The sequence below is a fragment of the Pseudomonas haemolytica genome, from assembly GCF_009659625.1.
Taxonomy (GTDB): Bacteria; Pseudomonadota; Gammaproteobacteria; order Pseudomonadales; family Pseudomonadaceae; genus Aquipseudomonas; species Aquipseudomonas haemolytica.
Genome location: NZ_VOIW01000001.1, coordinates 57571 through 73872 on the forward strand (window position 1 = coordinate 57571; position 16302 = coordinate 73872).

Here is a 16302-nt window from a genome sequence, read left to right on the forward strand (position 1 = left end):
AATGCTCTGGCTGGTTGTGGTTAACGATGAGTGAGTTCGCTGCTCGTTGCGGCAATACGCCAAACAATGGCCTGCCAAAGCGTATTGAGCCGCCCATGCGCGTCGTCGAGTAACGGGTGCGTTTTTTCCACCGCCAGCACCCGATCAGGGGCCAGGCGCAATCGAAGACGCTGCCAGACAGCCGGCTCGACCCAGGCCCGCAACAATTGCAGCGGATCATCGTCCGGCTGCAGCAGGGCGTTAGGGTGCAGCGCCTTGGCGAGACGCTCGCACCACTTGCGGTGTTCATCACACAAGGGGCTGTCGAGGTAGGGGTGGCACGTGAGGTCCAGTAGTGCCATTGCCAGATCAATTTGCTCCCGTGAAGCCAATGCCAGCCCAAGCACCGTGTCAAGGGGGGCAGGAGGCAGGCACGGCTCGATGCCCAATGCCGCACACGCCAGCCCCGGCTGGCTGCGACACACGGCGTGCATTGCATGAAAGGCCTGGGCGCTGGATGCGTCCGGGTGCGATGACTGCCAGGGGCTGGCCCACCATTGTGCCCACGCCAGATGATCACTCATTCTGCAAAGGGGTCGGTGCGTCAGCTTCTTGCCTTGATCGTTGGCCCCGTATGCGCCAGAACAGCACAGTGACCAGCGTCAGTATCACGCTGGCAATCAACAAGCCAACGCTGGTTCGCCAAAAACCGACGTTCTCCTCAGGGATCAGGAAGGGGCCGAAATAGCTCAGGCGTTGTTGCTCTTGATAGGCCGCAGCCGGCACAAAAACCACCGTGAGCTTTTGGGCGTTATCCAGCGCAGTGGTCATGCCGGGAATACTGCTGGATACCATCCTGCGTACGCGGGCGCGAATACTGTCGGGCTCCAGTCGCGGGTCATGCTTGATGAACACTGATGCGGACGCGGGTTGGACGGGCTCACCGGGGGCCACCCGTTCGGGCAGCACCACATGCACCCGAGCGACGATGACGCCATCGATGTTTGACAGGGTCGCCTCCAACTCTTGGGACAGTGCGTAGATATACCGCGCACGCTCCTCCAGCGGGGTGGAAATGACACCTTCCTTGCGAAAGGTATCCCCCATCGTGGCACGGGTGACCTTGGGCAGCCCTACGGCCTCCAGCGTGCGAACGGCACGGCTGATATCGGCTACATTGACACGGACTACGACACCGTCCTTGGCAGGCACTTTTTGTGCGCGTATGTGCTTGTCAGCCAGTTCCGCGATGACCTCATTGGCATCCTGTTCGGAGAGTTGGCGATGCAGTTCGACACTTTCGCCGCAGCCGCCCAGTATCAGCGTCAGCGAGAAAACTAATCCGATAGATAGAAAGCGAATCATGTTTTCCTACTGCAGGTTGCTGATTTTTTCAACGAGTTGCGCACTCTTGCCGACGCACTTCACCAGGGTTTGTGTAAGCAGCACGGAGTCTGAAAGATTGGAGGCATAGTTGAGTCTGTTTTTTTCTTTGAACTCACTATTGAAATCCTTGAGACCTTTGGTCATGCCACTTTTCGATTTATCCAGAAGCCGCAAAGCGTCGGTCAGGGCGTTCGAGGATGGTGCAGCGGTCACCCGTTGCATCGAAGGCTCCAGTTGCGAGCTGAAAAAATTGACATCTTCGTTCTGGTACGTGGGCGGGGTAGAGGGCCTACGTGCTGTCAGGCTGTTTTCATGTTCGCGTAAAATCTGGGTTTCTATCTGCATATAGACCTCAAAGGAAAACCGCCCTTCTAGTGACAAAGGGCGGTCAAGCTATTTAGCGTATTGCGTCGATGTTCTTTTTCTTTTCAGTGATCTTGAATGCCTCAATACTTTCCTTGAGGGATTCGCGAGCAGCTGCTTTCCTTTCTGCCTTCAGGTCTTCGTTCTCACCACCGCCACTGCCAGCAGGTTGGGTAGGCGGCTGGTAGCCTGAGGAACCGATACCATTAACGTTCATATTAATACTCCGCTATCTAGAAAATGACGTGTGAGCCTGATTTTTTTAGTTGCAATATGGCAGCGTGTCCAATAGGCGCTAAAAATGTCAGGCTCGTATGTATGTGGTTCAGTGTCGAATATGGTTCCGATTTTTACTTAAGGGATGTGTCTGGAAATTACTTCGATGGATAGGGCTGGGCAGTTGATTACTGTATATCTAATTTTTTCATTCGATAGTAAAGCGTTCTTTTGGCCATACCCAATTCTGCCGCCACCTCGTCCACGCAGTAGGCATGACGCCGCAAAGATTCCTCGATCATTGCTTTCTCGATCTGCTGCATACGTTCTTTCAGGTTGGTTGGCTTGTCTGCAGTGTCCGATGGCAGGGCTGACAAGGGCGCCAGCCCCAGGACGAAGCGTTTGGCGGTAGAGCGCAACTCACGCACATTTCCTGACCAGGGGTGGCACAGCAATTGCTGTACCAGCGCGCCGCAAGGGAGTGGAGCAGGGCACTTATAGTAGTCGGCCTCTTCTTGAACCATATTGAGGAACAACGGGATGATGCGGTCACGCCGGTCGCGCAGCGGAGGGAGGCTGATGTTGACGACATTCAGGCGAAAATACAGGTCGCGCCTGAACCTTCCTTGTTCGACCATCTCATGCAGGGATTGCTGCGCCGAAGCGATGACTCGCATGTCTACCGGAATAAACCGGGTTGAGCCCAGGCGCTCGATGCCTCGTGACTCCAGCACTCTCAGCAGTTTGGCTTGCATCGAAAGTGGCATGCTGTCGATTTCATCCAGATACAAGGTACCCAGATGTGCGGCTTCGATAAAACCCGCGCGTGACTGTACTGCTCCGGTATAGGCGCCGCTGTTGACGCCGAAGAGCTGGCTTTCTGCCAGGCTTTCCGGGATAGCAGCGCAGTTCACGGCGACAAAATGACCTCGTCGCCCCGACAACCGATGGACACGTTGTGCCAGGGTATCCTTGCCTGTGCCGGTTTCTCCCAGTAACAAAATATCGATGTTGAGCGCGGCAGTACTATTAAGCGTACGCTCGATATCCAAGGCTTCAACGGAGGGGAGGTATGTCTCATTTGTTATTTGATAAGACGCTGACATAGTCCAGGTGCTCCACTATCGCTATCACTTCACTGTTGATAGAACGCTGTTGGCGTGCAGCCAGTAGAGCGCAAATAATCAAAAAAGTCATCGTGCCTGTTATCGGTAGAAGTCTGTTGAAGAGCGTGCGCAGGCTTAACTATGTCAAGGCGGTATATTGTTCAAGTGCTTTTCATATGGATGTACGGTATTTGGCGTAGGAGAAAACTTAAAGACTAGAAGAATGATCGATTAAGTTAGTTAAAGTTGTAATTGAGTAATTTTTTCATACATATGCTTTTCGATTTTTCCTGTCGATAGAAACAGACGGCCACAAAAAAGCCGATGCAATGCATCGGCTTTTTAGTCTGGAGCAGAAACTACAGGTGGCGCTTATACGTTGAAACGGAAGTGCATGACATCGCCATCCTTGACAATGTAGTCCTTGCCTTCCAGGCGCCATTTACCGGCTTCCTTGGTTCCCGCCTCACCCTTGTACTGGATGAAGTCGTTGTAGGCGATCACTTCGGCGCGGATGAAGCCTTTTTCGAAGTCGGTGTGGATCACACCAGCAGCCTGTGGCGCGGTAGCGCCGACCTTCACGGTCCAGGCGCGGACCTCTTCGACACCGGCAGTGAAGTAGGTCTGCAGGTTGAGCATCTCGTAGCCGGCGCGGATCACACGGTTCAGGCCTGGCTCTTCCAGGCCCAGGGCCTCGAGGAACATGTCTTTCTCTTCGCCGTCATCGAGTTCGGCGATTTCTGCTTCGATCTTGTTGCACACCGGAACAACGATGGCGCCTTCTTCCTCGGCAATGGCCTTGACCACGTCGAGCAGCGGGTTGTTCTCGAAGCCGTCTTCGGCGACGTTGGCAATGTACATCACCGGCTTGGTGGTCAGCAGGTGGAAGCCCTTGATCACGGCCTTCTCGTCGGTGCTCATGCTCTTCATCAGGCTGCGTGCTGGCTTGCCTTTGGTGAAGTGAGCGATCAATTGCTCCAGCAGGCCCTTCTGGACCACGGCTTCCTTGTCACCACCCTTGGCGTTACGCGCGACTTTCTGCAGTTGCTTTTCGCAACTGTCGAGGTCGGCGAAGATCAGTTCCAGGTCGATGATCTCGATGTCGCGTTTCGGGTCGACGCTGTTGGAGACGTGGATGACGTTCTCGTCTTCAAAGCAGCGGACCACATGGGCGATGGCGTCGGTTTCACGGATGTTGGCGAGGAACTTGTTGCCCAGGCCTTCACCTTTCGATGCGCCTGCAACCAGGCCGGCGATATCGACGAACTCCATGGTGGTCGGCAGGATGCGCTTGGGGTTGACGATCGCTGCCAGTGCCTCCAGGCGTGGGTCCGGCATCGGTACGATACCGCTGTTGGGTTCGATGGTGCAGAAGGGGAAGTTCTCCGCCGCAATACCGGACTTGGTCAGGGCGTTGAACAGGGTGGACTTGCCGACGTTGGGCAGGCCGACGATGCCGCAATTGAATCCCATGGTGTTTCCCCTCGGGTAAGAGTCAGGCCTTCTGGCTGTGCAGGTTTTTCATCGCGCGGTTCCATTCACCGGCGAAGATATCCGGCAGCACGCCGAGGGCAAAATCGATGCTGGCATCGAGTTTTTCCTGTTCGGCGCGTGGCGCACGACCCAGGACGAAGTTTGAAACCATACTGGCAACGCCTGGGTGGCCAATGCCGAGCCGCAGACGGTAGAAATTATTCTGATTACCCAACTGCGCGATGATGTCACGCAGGCCGTTGTGCCCACCGTGCCCGCCGCCCAGCTTGAGCTTGGCAACGCCGGGTGGCAGGTCCAGTTCGTCATGGGCCACCAGGATTTCTTCGGGTTTGATCCGGAAGAATCCCGCAAGTGCCGCGACGGCCTGGCCGCTGCGGTTCATGTAGGTGGTGGGAATCAACAGACGAACATCCTGACCCTGGTGCGAGAAGCGCCCGGTCAGGCCGAAATATTTGCGATCGGCCACAAGGTTGACGCCTTGGGCGTGGGCGATGCGCTCAACAAAAAGGGCCCCCGCGTTATGCCGGGTCTGTTCGTATTCGGCGCCTGGGTTTCCCAGGCCAACGATCAGTTTAATGGCAGTCACGACAGGGGCCCTTCCTTTGGAGTTGTGGATAACATCGCCTGACCTGAGTGCGGCGAAAGTGGACGACAGGAGCTCACTTATCCAGAGATAAACTTCGCGTTGTCGCCCGCTTTCTCGCTACGTTTCGGTCCGCGATGTTCCCTCAAGCTCCTTTCGTTGCAGAGAGTATTACTCTGCAGCGGTTTCGCCTGCTTCATCTTCTGCTACAACACGTGGCGCGTGGACGTTGGCAACAGCCTTGTCGTCGTTGTGAGCCAGTGCAACGAACTCAACGCCTTTAGGGGCCTTGAGGTCGGACAGGTGGATGATGGTGCCGATTTCAGCAGCCGACAGGTCGACTTCGATGAACTCAGGCAGGTCTTTCGGCAGGCAGCTTACTTCCAGCTCGGTAGTGGTGTGGGAAACAACGCCACCTTTCTTGACCGGAGCTTCTTCACCAACAAAGTGTACAGGCACGATAGCGGTCAGTTTCTGACCGGCTACAACGCGTACGAAGTCAGCGTGCAGTACGTGGCCCTTGGAAGGGTGGCGCTGCAGGGCCTTGATGATAACGTTTTGCTTTTTGCCGCCAACGTTCAGTTCGATAACGTGGCTGTAGGCCGCGTCGTTTTCGAGCAGTTTGGCAACTTCTTTAGCCAGCATGCTGATGGACTCAGGGGCTTTGTCGCCACCGTAGACTACAGCTGGAACCAGGCTTGCGAGACGACGCAGGCGGCGGCTCGCACCTTTCCCCAGGTCGGAACGCACTTCAGCATTCAGAGTAAAATCGTTCATGTTGTATCTCCAAAATAACCACATTCGCCCCAGCGTTTGCGACCAGCGCTAAAGGCGATATGGGCAAAAAAGCCCCGCCCCAACAGAATGTTGGGGCGGGGCGCTTTTCGTCAGTGAGGTGCTCCGAAGGTTTGACCCTTAGCGGAACATCGCACTGATCGATTCTTCATTGCTGATGCGGCGAACCGCCTCGGCAACTACCGGTGCGATATCCAGTTGACGGATACGCGAACAGGCTTGAGCAGCTGCGGACAACGGGATGGTGTTGGTCACCACCAGTTCGTCCAGCATGGAGTTCTCGATGTTCTCGATCGCTCGGCCCGACAGCACAGGGTGTGTGCAGTAGGCGAAGACTTTTGCTGCACCGTGCTCTTTCAAGGCTTTTGCCGCGTGGCACAGGGTGCCAGCGGTGTCGACCATGTCATCAACCAGAATACAGGTACGCCCTTCGACATCACCGATGATATGCATCACTTCAGAGTGATTGGCTTTTTCACGGCGTTTGTCGATGATCCCGAGGTCCACGCCCAGGGATTTGGCAACAGCCCGTGCACGCACGACGCCACCAATGTCCGGGGACACGATCATCAGGTTTTCAAAGCGCTGGTCTTCGATGTCATCCACCAGTACGGGGGAGCCGTAGATGTTATCTACCGGAATATCGAAGAACCCCTGAATTTGGTCAGCGTGCAGGTCAACCGTGAGAACACGATCGATACCTACCACGGTCAGCATGTCAGCAACGACTTTCGCGCTGATCGCTACACGTGCGGAACGCGGACGGCGATCCTGACGGGCATAACCAAAGTAAGGGATTACAGCTGTAATTCGAGTCGCTGAGGAGCGGCGGAAGGCATCAGCCATCACGACGAGTTCCATCAGGTTATCGTTGGTCGGAGCGCAGGTCGGCTGAATAATGAAGACGTCTTTACCGCGGACATTTTCATTGATCTCGGCTGTAATTTCGCCGTCGGAAAATTTACCGACAGAGATGTCACCGAGAGGGATATGCAGCTGACGTACGACACGCCGAGCCAGATCGGGGTTGGCGTTCCCCGTAAAGACCATCATCTTGGACACGCGCAGTACCTAGAGGCTGAGGGTAACCTGGATGAGTATTAGAAAATGGCAGGGGCGGCTGGATTCGAACCAACGCATGGCAGGATCAAAACCTGCTGCCTTACCGCTTGGCGACGCCCCTGTATCTGTTGCAACGAGTGCCTAACACTCGGTTCCTTTTAGAGCAGACTTTGCAGCTTGCGATGCAACATCGAAACGTTGCTTCCCTTTGCTACAAACCCTGTAAGGGTCTCTGTAAGAAGGGCCGAGACTTTATCAGCTTCAGCTTTGCTTGGGAAGCCCCCAAACACACAACTTCCAGTTCCGGTTAATTTTGCTTCGGTAAATTTACCTAACAAATTCAAAGCGTTACGTACCTCTGGATAACGCCTTGCTACAACCGGTAAGCAGTCATTTCGACTGTTTCCCTTGGGAACGGGGCGCACTTTAATGGGAGAAGAGTTACGTGTCAACAACGGATCTGAAAAAATTTCTGCTGTACTTACAGATACTTGCGGCACAAGCACGACATACCAAGGTTCTTCGGGCTCTACAGGGGTGAGTTTCTCCCCCACGCCTTCAGCAAACGCGGCGTGCCCACGCACGAAAACCGGGACGTCGGCGCCCAGTGTGAGGCCCAATGCGGCAAGGCGGTCGTGGTCCCAGCCCAGTTGCCACAAATGGTTCAGGCCCAACAGAGTGGTCGCGGCATTCGAGCTGCCGCCGCCGATACCACCGCCCATGGGCAGGACCTTGTCGATCCAGATATCGATGCCGAGCGAGGAGTTGGAGTGTTCCTGAAGTTTTTTCGCGGCCTTCACAATCAGGTTGCTGTCGTGGGGCACGCCTTCAAATTCGGTGTGCAACTGGATCACGCCATCGTTACGCACGGCGAAGGTCAGCTCATCGCCGTAGTCGAGAAACTGAAACAGCGTCTGCAACTCGTGGTAGCCGTCTTCACGGCGCCCGAGGATGTGCAGCATCAAGTTGAGTTTGGCCGGGGAGGGCAGGGTCAGGCCCTGTTTTTCTAAAAGAGCAGTGGTCACGTCATTGCCCCAGCTTGCGCGGTTGCCAATCCTTGATCACCAGCGTGACGTCAAGGTCGGTGCCGTGCAGCTTGATGCGTTCGGGCAGCCAATAGCCATGTTGTTCAACGTAGCTCAAATACTCCACCTGCCAACCGTCCTGCTCCAGGGTGGCCAGGCGGCTGTCACCGTTGAGGCCCAGGCGACTCTTGCTGTCAGGCGCCGGTAAGCCGCGCACCCACCAGACCAGGTGCGAGACGGGCAGCTTCCAGCCGATCTGCTGTTCCAGCAGTTCTTCCGGGGAAGTCGCTTCGTAACGGCCCTGGTTGGCCACTTCCAGGCTCACTTGCCCCGGCCGGCCAGTCAGGCGAGCTGCGCCACGGCCCAGCGGGCCCGAGAGGCGAATATCGAAATAGTCCTGGCGCTGCAGCCAGAACAGCGTGCCGCTGCCGGAGTCTTTCGGCGCCCGAACCCCGACCTTGCCCTCGATCTGCCAGCCATCGATGCTGCTGAGCTGGTCCTTGTGTTGTTTCCATTGCGCCGGGTTGCCCTGGCCTTCTACGGATTCACGGGCGCCAAAGCCCGCGCAACCGGCGAGCAGGGCGATGAAGCTGAAAACAATAATGTGGCGCAAGAACATAAGCTTAAAGGGTCTCGGATCCGGTCAGGCGCTTGATGGTGCCGCGCAGGATGGGGCTTTCGGGTTGTTCCTTGAGGAACTTTTCCCAGATTTGTCGTGCTTCGCGTTGCTTGCCATTGGCCCAGAGCACTTCGCCCAGGTGGGCGGCAACTTCTTGATCAGGGAAGCGTTCCAGTGCCTGGCGCAGCAAGCGCTCGGCCTCGTCGAGGTTGCCCAGGCGGTAATTCACCCAGCCAAGACTGTCGAGAACGGCCGGGTCTTCCGGGTTGAGCTGGTGGGCCTGCTCAATCAGCACCTTGGCTTCGGCGTAGCGCGTGGTGCGGTCGGACAAGGTGTAACCCAACGCGTTGAGTGCCATGGCGTTGTCCGGGTCGCGCTTGATGATCAGGCGCAGGTCTTTTTCCAGCTGCGCCAGGTCATTGCGTTTTTCCGCTTGCATGGCGCGGGTGTAGAGCAGGTTCAGATCGTCAGGGTATTGCAGCAACGCCTGTTGCAGCAGCTTCCAGGCGCGCTCGCCCTGCTTGTTGGCCGATAAGGTCTCGGCCTGGATCAGATAAAGCTGGATAGCGTAGTCCGGCTCAGCATCGCGGGCCGCGGCCAGGCGTTTTTCCGCCTCGTCGGTGCGACCGTTGCTCATCAGGATGTCAGCCTGGCGCAATTGGGCGGGCAGGTAGTCATTGCCGGGGCCGACCTGGGCGTATTCCAGCAGGGCGGCCTGCGGATCGTTGCGCTCTTCGGCGATACGGCCGAGGTTCAGGTGCGCCGAGTCCACATGGCTATCACGTTCGATCAGCTCTTCCAGGTAGCCCTTGGCCTCGTCCCAGGCCTTGGCTTCCAGGCACACCAGCGCCAGGGAGTAACGTAATTCATCGTCATCCGGGTATTGCTGGACCAGATTGGCGAACTGCACTTTGGCGTCTTCCATGCGGTCCTGCTCTACCAGCATCCGTGCATAAGTCAGGCGCAGGCGCTTGTCGTCCGGGTATTTCTTGATGCTTTTTTCCAGTAGCGGAATGGCTTCCTTGCCACGGTTGAGGTTCTGCAACAGACGTGCGCGCAGCAGGATCGGCGCGATCTCGCCATCTTCCGGTGGGTTCTGCTCCAGCAATTTGAGCGCGGCGTCGGCTTCATCATCCTGTTGCAGCAACAGGGCCTTGCCGAAAATCAACTGGCTGTTCTTGGGGTGTTTTTGCAGCAGGCGGTCGAAGCTCTTCATCAGGCCACTGCGCGTGTCCTGGTCGGTGTCGGCGGCCGACAGCGCGAGGAAGTCAAAATGCGTGTCGCCCTTGCCCTGCAGGACTTTCTCCATATAGACCATGGAGTCGTCATAGCGCCCCGCACGCGCTAGTTGCACGGCAGCCGCACGTTGGGCTTCCAGGTCATCCGGGGCGTTTTTTGCCCAGATCAAGGACGCGTCCAGCGCAGCCTGGTCGGCGCCCAGGTATTCGGCGATGCGAAACGCTCGCTCGGAGATGCCCGGGTCCTGGGTATTGATGGCCTGGGTCACGTAATTATCCAGCGCAATATCGAAACGATTACGCTGGCCAGCCAGTTCAGCGGTCAGCAGGCTGTAGACCGTTTCTTCACTGAACGAGGAATAAACCTTGGGCTTTTCAGGGGCGGGGGTGCTGTCTTCCGCCGGCGGCGTACTGTCCGGCGACACGGGTGCCATGGCCTGGCAGCCGCTGAGGAAGACAAAAGCAAGGAGCAACGCGGAAGATCTATTCATATAGGAAGAGGACGACTAACCTGCGGTCGGATCATCATGACACAAGCCTTCGGCCAAACATAACCGAGTCTCAATGGAGGCCTTTATAGGCATAACGTATTAGGACAATAGACGACGGTGGTTGTTCTGGATCTTTCGAAGTAGGACAATTGTCGGCTTCCCGACATCATCAGCGATATTGAATGGCCTTCCTTGCACTCGGTATTAACCACAAGACTGCTTCCGTAGACGTGCGCGAGCGCGTGGCGTTTACGCCTGAGCAGTTGGTTGAGGCCTTGCAGCAGCTCTGCCGTCTCACCGACAGCCGCGAAGCTGCGATCCTTTCGACCTGCAATCGTAGCGAGCTCTATATAGAGCAGGAGCATCTGTCAGCGGATGTCGTACTGCGCTGGCTGGCCGATTATCACCATTTGAGCCTTGATGACCTGCGCGCCAGTGCCTATGTGCATGAAGAGGATGCGGCAGTTCGTCACATGATGCGCGTGGCGGCCGGTCTCGATTCGCTGGTGTTGGGCGAACCGCAAATTCTTGGTCAGATGAAGTCCGCCTACGCCGTCGCGCGTGAGGCTGGCACCGTCGGCCCACTGCTGGGCCGGCTGTTCCAGGCTACCTTCAATTCCGCCAAGCAGGTGCGAACCGACACGGCTATCGGTGAAAACCCGGTGTCCGTGGCTTTCGCCGCTGTCAGCCTGGCCAAGCAGATTTTCAGTGACTTGCAGCGCAGCCAGGCCCTGCTGATCGGCGCCGGTGAAACCATCACCTTGGTCGCCCGTCACCTGCATGAGCTGGGTGTGAAGCGTATTGTGGTCGCCAACCGCACGCTGGAGCGCGCCAGCATCCTCGCCGAGCAGTTCGGTGCCCACGCCGTGTTGTTATCGGATATCCCGGCTGAACTGGTGCGCAGTGATATCGTCATCAGCTCCACCGCCAGCCAGTTGCCGATTCTGGGTAAAGGCGCGGTCGAGAGCGCGTTGAAGCTGCGCAAGCACAAGCCGATCTTCATGGTGGATATCGCCGTTCCGCGGGATATCGAACCCGAAGTCGGCGAGTTGGACGACGTTTACCTCTATAGCGTCGACGACTTGCATGAAGTGGTTGCTGAAAACCTCAAGAGCCGCCAGGGCGCCGCCCAGGCCGCCGAGGAAATGGTCAGCATCGGTGCCGAAGATTTCATGGTGCGCCTGCGTGAACTGGCGGCGGTGGATGTGCTCAAGGCGTATCGTCAGCAGGGCGAACGTCTGCGTGATGAAGAGTTGATCAAGGCCCAGCGTATGCTGGCTAACGGCAGCGGCGCCGAAGAGGTGCTGATGCAACTGGCCCGCGGCCTGACCAACAAGCTGCTCCACGCCCCTAGCGTCCAGTTGAAAAAGCTTACCGCCGAAGGCCGCCTCGATGCGCTGGCCATGGCCCAGGAACTCTTTGCCCTCGGTGAGGGCGCGTCAGACAGCTCTTCGGATAAAAAACCGCAATGAAAGCGTCACTGCTCAATAAACTGGACGTACTCCAGGACCGTTTCGAAGAACTGACCGCCTTGCTCGGCGATGGTGAGGTCATTTCCGATCAGGCCAAGTTCCGTGCTTATTCCAAGGAGTACGCCGAAGTTGAACCGATTGTAGCCACCTACAAACACCTCACGAAAGTGCAGGCTGACCTCGAGGGCGCCCAGGCGCTGCTCAAGGACAGCGACCCGGACATGCGCGAAATGGCCGTGGAAGAAGTCCGCGAAGCCAAGGAAAAGCTCGCCGAGCTCGAAGGCGACCTGCAACGCATGTTGCTGCCCAAGGACCCTAACGACGGTCGTAACGTATTCCTCGAAATCCGCGCCGGCACCGGTGGCGACGAGGCGGCGATTTTTTCCGGCGACCTGTTCCGCATGTATTCGCGTTATGCCGAGCGGCGGGGCTGGCGGGTCGAGATCCTGTCCGAGAATGAAGGTGAGCACGGCGGCTATAAAGAGGTCATCGCCCGGGTCGAAGGTGACAACGTCTATGGCAAGCTGAAGTTCGAATCCGGTGCGCACCGTGTGCAGCGTGTTCCTGCGACAGAGTCCCAGGGCCGTATCCACACCTCGGCGTGCACCGTGGCCGTGTTGCCTGAGCCGGACGAGCAAGAAGCCATTGAGATCAACCCGGCAGATTTGCGCGTCGACACCTACCGCTCGTCGGGCGCGGGTGGCCAGCACGTCAACAAGACCGACTCGGCGATCCGTATCACCCACTTGCCGTCGGGCATCGTGGTGGAGTGCCAGGAAGAACGTTCCCAGCACAAGAACCGTGCGCGGGCCATGTCCTGGCTGTCGGCCAAGCTGAATGACCAGCAGACCAGCGCCGCCGCCAACGCGATTGCCAGCGAGCGCAAGCTGCTGGTGGGCTCTGGCGACCGCTCTGAACGTATCCGTACCTATAACTTTGCCCAGGGCCGGGTCACCGACCACCGGGTCAACCTCACCCTTTACTCCCTGGACGAGATTCTTGCCGGTGGTGTGGATGCGGTGATCGAGCCGTTGCTCGCCGAGTACCAGGCCGATCAACTGGCGGCGATAGGTGAATAAATGACCATCATTGCCAGCCTGTTGCGCGCCGCCGACTTGCCCGATTCGCCGACTGCGCGCCTGGACGTGGAGCTGTTACTGGCCGCTGCCCTGGGCAAGTCCCGCAGCTACTTGCACACCTGGCCGGAAAAAATCGTCAGCAGTGAAGACGCTCTGACCTTTGCCAACTATCTGCAACGTCGCCGAAGCGGTGAGCCAGTGGCGTATATCCTCGGCCAGCAAGGCTTCTGGAAGCTCGACCTGGAGGTCGCGCCGCACACGCTGATCCCGCGTCCGGAAACCGAGCTGCTGGTGGAAGCCGCCCTGGAATTGCTGCCTGCCACACCCGCCAAGGTTCTCGACCTGGGCACCGGCAGCGGCGCCATCGCCTTGGCTTTGGCCAGCGAACGCCCGGCCTGGCAGGTCACGGCCGTTGACCGCGTGCTGGAAGCCGTGGCCTTGGCCGAGCGCAATCGCCAGCGCCTGCACCTCAATAACGCCACGGTGTTGAACAGTCATTGGTTCAGCGCGTTGCAAGGTCATACTTTCGACCTGATCATCAGCAACCCGCCCTACATTGCCGACAATGACCCGCACCTGGTGGCCGGCGATGTGCGTTTCGAGCCGGCCAGTGCTCTGGTGGCGGGTCACGATGGCCTGGACGATTTACGCTTGATCATCAAAGAGTCCCCGGCTTATCTGAATGCAAGTGGCTGGTTGTTGCTCGAGCACGGCTACGACCAGGCCCAGGCCGTGCGTGACTTATTGCTCCGCGAGGGTTTTGAAGGCGTACACAGCCGCATCGACCTCGGCGGTCACGAACGCATCAGCCTGGGGCGCCGCCCGTGCTGACCGACCAGGAGCTGTTGCGCTATAGCCGACAGATTCTGTTGCAGCATGTCGACATCGATGGCCAGTTGCGCCTGAAACAGAGCCGCGCGCTGATCGTCGGTCTGGGTGGCCTGGGCGCACCGGTTGCGCTGTATCTCGCCGCTGCCGGCGTGGGTGAGTTGCACTTGGCGGACTTCGATACTGTCGACCTGACCAACCTGCAGCGCCAGATCATCCATGACACCGACAGCGTGGGGCTGACCAAGGTCGATTCGGCCCTGCGTCGCCTGAGCGCGATCAACCCTGAAATCACCTTGGTTGCCCATCGCACCGCGCTGGATGCCGACTCGCTGGCCGCCGCTGTCGCCGCGGTGGACGTGGTGCTTGATTGCAGCGACAACTTCTCCACCCGCGAAGCGGTCAATGCGGCCTGTGTCGCCGTTGGGAAGCCGTTGATCAGTGGTGCGGCGATTCGCCTTGAGGGGCAATTGTCGGTGTTCGATCCGCGTCGAGCCGACAGCCCGTGCTACCACTGTTTATACGGGCACGGCAGCGAAACCGAGCTGACCTGCAGCGAAGCCGGCGTGGTCGGGCCGCTGGTAGGAGTGGTCGGCAGCTTGCAAGCGTTGGAAGCGTTGAAGCTGCTGGCCGGTTTTGGTGAACCATTGGTGGGCCGCCTGTTGCTGATCGATGCTCTGGCCACGCGTTTTCGCGAGTTGCGCGTCAAACGCGACCCTGGCTGCAGCGTCTGCGGAACCCAGCATGGTTAAGGGCGCGCCCATCGGTGTGTTCGACTCCGGCATCGGCGGTCTGACGGTGCTGGAGGAAATCCAGCAGTTATTGCCCCATGAGTCACTGTTGTACGTGGCGGATTGCGGGCACATCCCCTATGGCGAGAAAACCCCGGCGTTCATTCTTGAGCGCTCCCGGTCCGTGGCTGAGTTTTTTCGCGAGCGGGGCGCCAAGGCCTTCGTGATTGCCTGTAATACGGCGACCGTCGCCGCCGTTGCCGATTTGCGCCAGGACTACCCCGATTGGCCATTGGTTGGCATGGAGCCTGCGGTCAAGCCTGCCGCTGCTGCCACTCATAGTGGCGTCGTCGGTGTGCTCGCCACCACCGGCACCTTGCAAAGCGCCAAGTTCGCCGCTCTGCTCGACCGCTTCGCCACCGATGTGCGGGTGATTACCCAACCGTGTCCGGGCCTGGTGGAGTTGATTGAAACCGGTGACTTGAACAGCCCCGCTTTGCATAAGCTGTTGCAGGGCTATATCGAGCCGCTGCTCAGCGCCGGGTGCGACACCATCATCCTGGGTTGCACTCACTATCCCTTCCTCAAGCCTCTCCTGGCGCAGATGCTGCCCCCCAGTATCACCCTCATCGACACCGGTGCCGCCGTTGCGCGCCAACTCAAGCGTTTATTGGGTGAGCGCGACCTGCTTGCCATTGACGAGCCCGAAACTGCACAGTTCTGGACCAGCGGCGATCCGTACCACCTAAGAAATATCCTACCGACACTTTGGAAACATCCCGGATTTGTGCGAAGCTTCGCCTCGTGAAAATTTCGTGAAATAGCGCTGATAAAAGCTGAACTTCTGTCTATGCGTCAGCTTCTATAGCCCGTTAGCCTGTTTACAACCATATAACTTTGTTCGCATAGGATCGTTTCTTATGAAGCGCTTGTTCTGTTTGGCTGCGATTGCGGCCGCTGTGTTGGGACACTCTGTTTCAGCCCAGGCCGCTGGCCTGGAGTTCGGGTTGGGGAGCACCAGTGATTCGACGTTGACCTATCGATTGGGTCTGACTTCGGATTGGGATAAAAGCTGGATGCAAAGCAACGTTGGCCGCCTGACCGGCTACTGGAGTGGCGCTTACACGTATTGGGAAGGTGACGACCGTGCAGGCGCCAGCAGCCTGTCGTTCTCGCCGGTGTTTGTGTATGAGTTTGCCGGCGAGTCGGTCAAGCCTTACATCGAGGCCGGTATCGGTGTGGCGCTGTTTTCCCGCACCCGCCTGGAAGACAACAACATCGGCCAATCTTTTCAGTTCGAGGACCGTCTGGGTTTCGGCCTGCGGTTCAAGGGCGGGCATGAAGTGGGCATTCGTGCCACGCACTATTCCAACGCCGGGATCAGCAGCAATAACGATGGGGTAGAGAGCTACGCGCTGCACTACACCATGCCGCTGTAATTCAACAACACTGAAGTCCCTTGTGGGAGCGGGCTCGCTCCCACATTTAGATCTCTGCTCATCGCAGGATCAGCGGTACACCGTCGCGAGGCCTTCACGCTCTTCCAGGCACTCCGGCGCCCCCATCTCAAACTCCCGACAAATCAATGGCCGAAGTGCGTAAATCGTGCACATCATCGTGTCTCGATCCAGCGCGGCGCACCAGCCGTCGTCCAGGCGCAGCATCACTTCCCCGCCCCAATCGTCGGTATCGATAAAGCGCTGCGGCACGCCAGTGTCGGTGATCAGCATGACTTCCAACTGGCAGCAACAGGCCGCGCACGTCGAGCAAGTGACGGCGGGTTCGGTGATTTGAATATGGGGGATGTTGGTCATAGGCGCGCAGTGTAAGGCAAG

At 58.0% G+C, this 16302-nt stretch carries 19 protein-coding genes and 1 tRNA gene; 6 read left to right on the forward strand and 14 right to left on the reverse strand.

What is annotated here, in order from left to right:
- Positions 1–20 precede the first annotated feature (20 nt).
- The 13 genes from FRT59_RS00280 to FRT59_RS00340 all read right to left on the reverse strand — a co-directional run bounded on the left by FRT59_RS00280 (position 21) and on the right by FRT59_RS00340 (position 10357).
- The gene (locus FRT59_RS00280; protein ID WP_034117987.1) at positions 21–563 is read right to left on the reverse strand and encodes a hypothetical protein; all 543 of its coding nucleotides are present in this window, start codon (positions 561–563) and stop codon (positions 21–23) included.
- On the reverse strand, positions 556–1344 hold the full coding sequence (sctJ, locus tag FRT59_RS00285) for a type III secretion system inner membrane ring lipoprotein SctJ (RefSeq protein WP_034117988.1): 789 nt from the start codon (positions 1342–1344) through the stop codon (positions 556–558). Before sctJ ends, FRT59_RS00280 begins: the two co-directional genes overlap by 8 nt.
- 6 nt (positions 1345–1350) lie before the next feature.
- A complete protein-coding gene (locus FRT59_RS27100) occupies positions 1351–1710 on the reverse strand; it encodes a hypothetical protein (RefSeq protein WP_034117989.1) in 360 nt (119 codons plus the stop codon).
- Positions 1711–1762: 52 nt separating this feature from the next.
- Positions 1763–1945, reverse strand: coding sequence for a hypothetical protein (locus FRT59_RS00295; protein WP_034117990.1), 183 nt, complete (start codon positions 1943–1945; stop codon positions 1763–1765).
- 187 nt (positions 1946–2132) lie between these two features.
- The gene (locus tag FRT59_RS00300; RefSeq protein ID WP_153870127.1) at positions 2133–3050 is read right to left on the reverse strand and encodes a sigma 54-interacting transcriptional regulator; all 918 of its coding nucleotides are present in this window, start codon (positions 3048–3050) and stop codon (positions 2133–2135) included.
- Between the two features lie 372 nt (positions 3051–3422).
- Entirely contained in the window at positions 3423–4523 is a 1101-nt protein-coding gene (ychF, locus tag FRT59_RS00305; protein WP_153870128.1) for a redox-regulated ATPase YchF, read from the reverse strand.
- Positions 4524–4545: 22 nt separating this feature from the next.
- Positions 4546–5130, reverse strand: a complete 585-nt coding sequence (gene pth / locus FRT59_RS00310; protein WP_010213318.1) for an aminoacyl-tRNA hydrolase — start codon at positions 5128–5130, stop codon at positions 4546–4548.
- Positions 5131–5298: 168 nt separating this feature from the next.
- Positions 5299–5904: a 50S ribosomal protein L25/general stress protein Ctc gene (locus FRT59_RS00315; protein ID WP_005784612.1), complete on the reverse strand. Its 606-nt coding sequence runs from the start codon at positions 5902–5904 to the stop codon at positions 5299–5301.
- 138 nt (positions 5905–6042) lie between these two features.
- A complete protein-coding gene (locus tag FRT59_RS00320; protein WP_003208392.1) occupies positions 6043–6984 on the reverse strand; it encodes a ribose-phosphate pyrophosphokinase in 942 nt (313 codons plus the stop codon).
- A 46-nt stretch (positions 6985–7030) separates the two neighbouring features.
- Positions 7031–7105, reverse strand: a tRNA-Gln gene (locus tag FRT59_RS00325).
- A 37-nt stretch (positions 7106–7142) separates the two neighbouring features.
- Entirely contained in the window at positions 7143–7946 is an 804-nt protein-coding gene (gene ispE / locus FRT59_RS00330) for a 4-(cytidine 5'-diphospho)-2-C-methyl-D-erythritol kinase (protein ID WP_052224562.1), read from the reverse strand.
- A 64-nt stretch (positions 7947–8010) separates the two neighbouring features.
- Positions 8011–8628 carry a lipoprotein insertase outer membrane protein LolB gene (gene lolB / locus FRT59_RS00335; RefSeq protein WP_034117995.1) on the reverse strand — a complete coding sequence of 206 codons (618 nt, stop codon included), beginning with the start codon at positions 8626–8628 and terminating at the stop codon, positions 8011–8013.
- Between the two features lie 4 nt (positions 8629–8632).
- Positions 8633–10357 carry a tetratricopeptide repeat protein gene (locus tag FRT59_RS00340; RefSeq protein ID WP_034117997.1) on the reverse strand — a complete coding sequence of 575 codons (1725 nt, stop codon included), beginning with the start codon at positions 10355–10357 and terminating at the stop codon, positions 8633–8635.
- Positions 10358–10539: 182 nt separating this feature from the next.
- Between FRT59_RS00340 and hemA the strand changes: the two genes are divergently transcribed.
- The 6 genes from hemA to FRT59_RS00370 all read left to right on the forward strand — a co-directional run bounded on the left by hemA (position 10540) and on the right by FRT59_RS00370 (position 15906).
- Positions 10540–11829: a glutamyl-tRNA reductase gene (gene hemA / locus FRT59_RS00345; protein WP_034117998.1), complete on the forward strand. Its 1290-nt coding sequence runs from the start codon at positions 10540–10542 to the stop codon at positions 11827–11829.
- Positions 11826–12908, forward strand: coding sequence for a peptide chain release factor 1 (gene prfA / locus FRT59_RS00350; RefSeq protein WP_012722110.1), 1083 nt, complete (start codon positions 11826–11828; stop codon positions 12906–12908). Before hemA ends, prfA begins: the two co-directional genes overlap by 4 nt.
- A complete protein-coding gene (prmC, locus tag FRT59_RS00355) occupies positions 12909–13739 on the forward strand; it encodes a peptide chain release factor N(5)-glutamine methyltransferase (protein WP_153870129.1) in 831 nt (276 codons plus the stop codon).
- A complete protein-coding gene (gene moeB, locus FRT59_RS00360; protein WP_034118000.1) occupies positions 13733–14488 on the forward strand; it encodes a molybdopterin-synthase adenylyltransferase MoeB in 756 nt (251 codons plus the stop codon). Before prmC ends, moeB begins: the two co-directional genes overlap by 7 nt.
- The gene (gene murI / locus FRT59_RS00365; protein WP_153870130.1) at positions 14481–15275 is read left to right on the forward strand and encodes a glutamate racemase; all 795 of its coding nucleotides are present in this window, start codon (positions 14481–14483) and stop codon (positions 15273–15275) included. The genes moeB and murI overlap by 8 nt, the downstream gene beginning before the upstream one ends.
- A 112-nt stretch (positions 15276–15387) precedes the next feature.
- Positions 15388–15906 (forward strand): acyloxyacyl hydrolase, encoded by a 519-nt coding sequence (locus FRT59_RS00370; RefSeq protein ID WP_153870131.1) that lies wholly within the window; start codon positions 15388–15390, stop codon positions 15904–15906.
- Between the two features lie 69 nt (positions 15907–15975).
- Here the strand turns inward: FRT59_RS00370 and FRT59_RS00375 are convergent, their stop codons facing one another.
- Positions 15976–16281 (reverse strand): YkgJ family cysteine cluster protein, encoded by a 306-nt coding sequence (locus FRT59_RS00375; RefSeq protein ID WP_034118003.1) that lies wholly within the window; start codon positions 16279–16281, stop codon positions 15976–15978.
- Positions 16282–16302 lie beyond the last annotated feature (21 nt).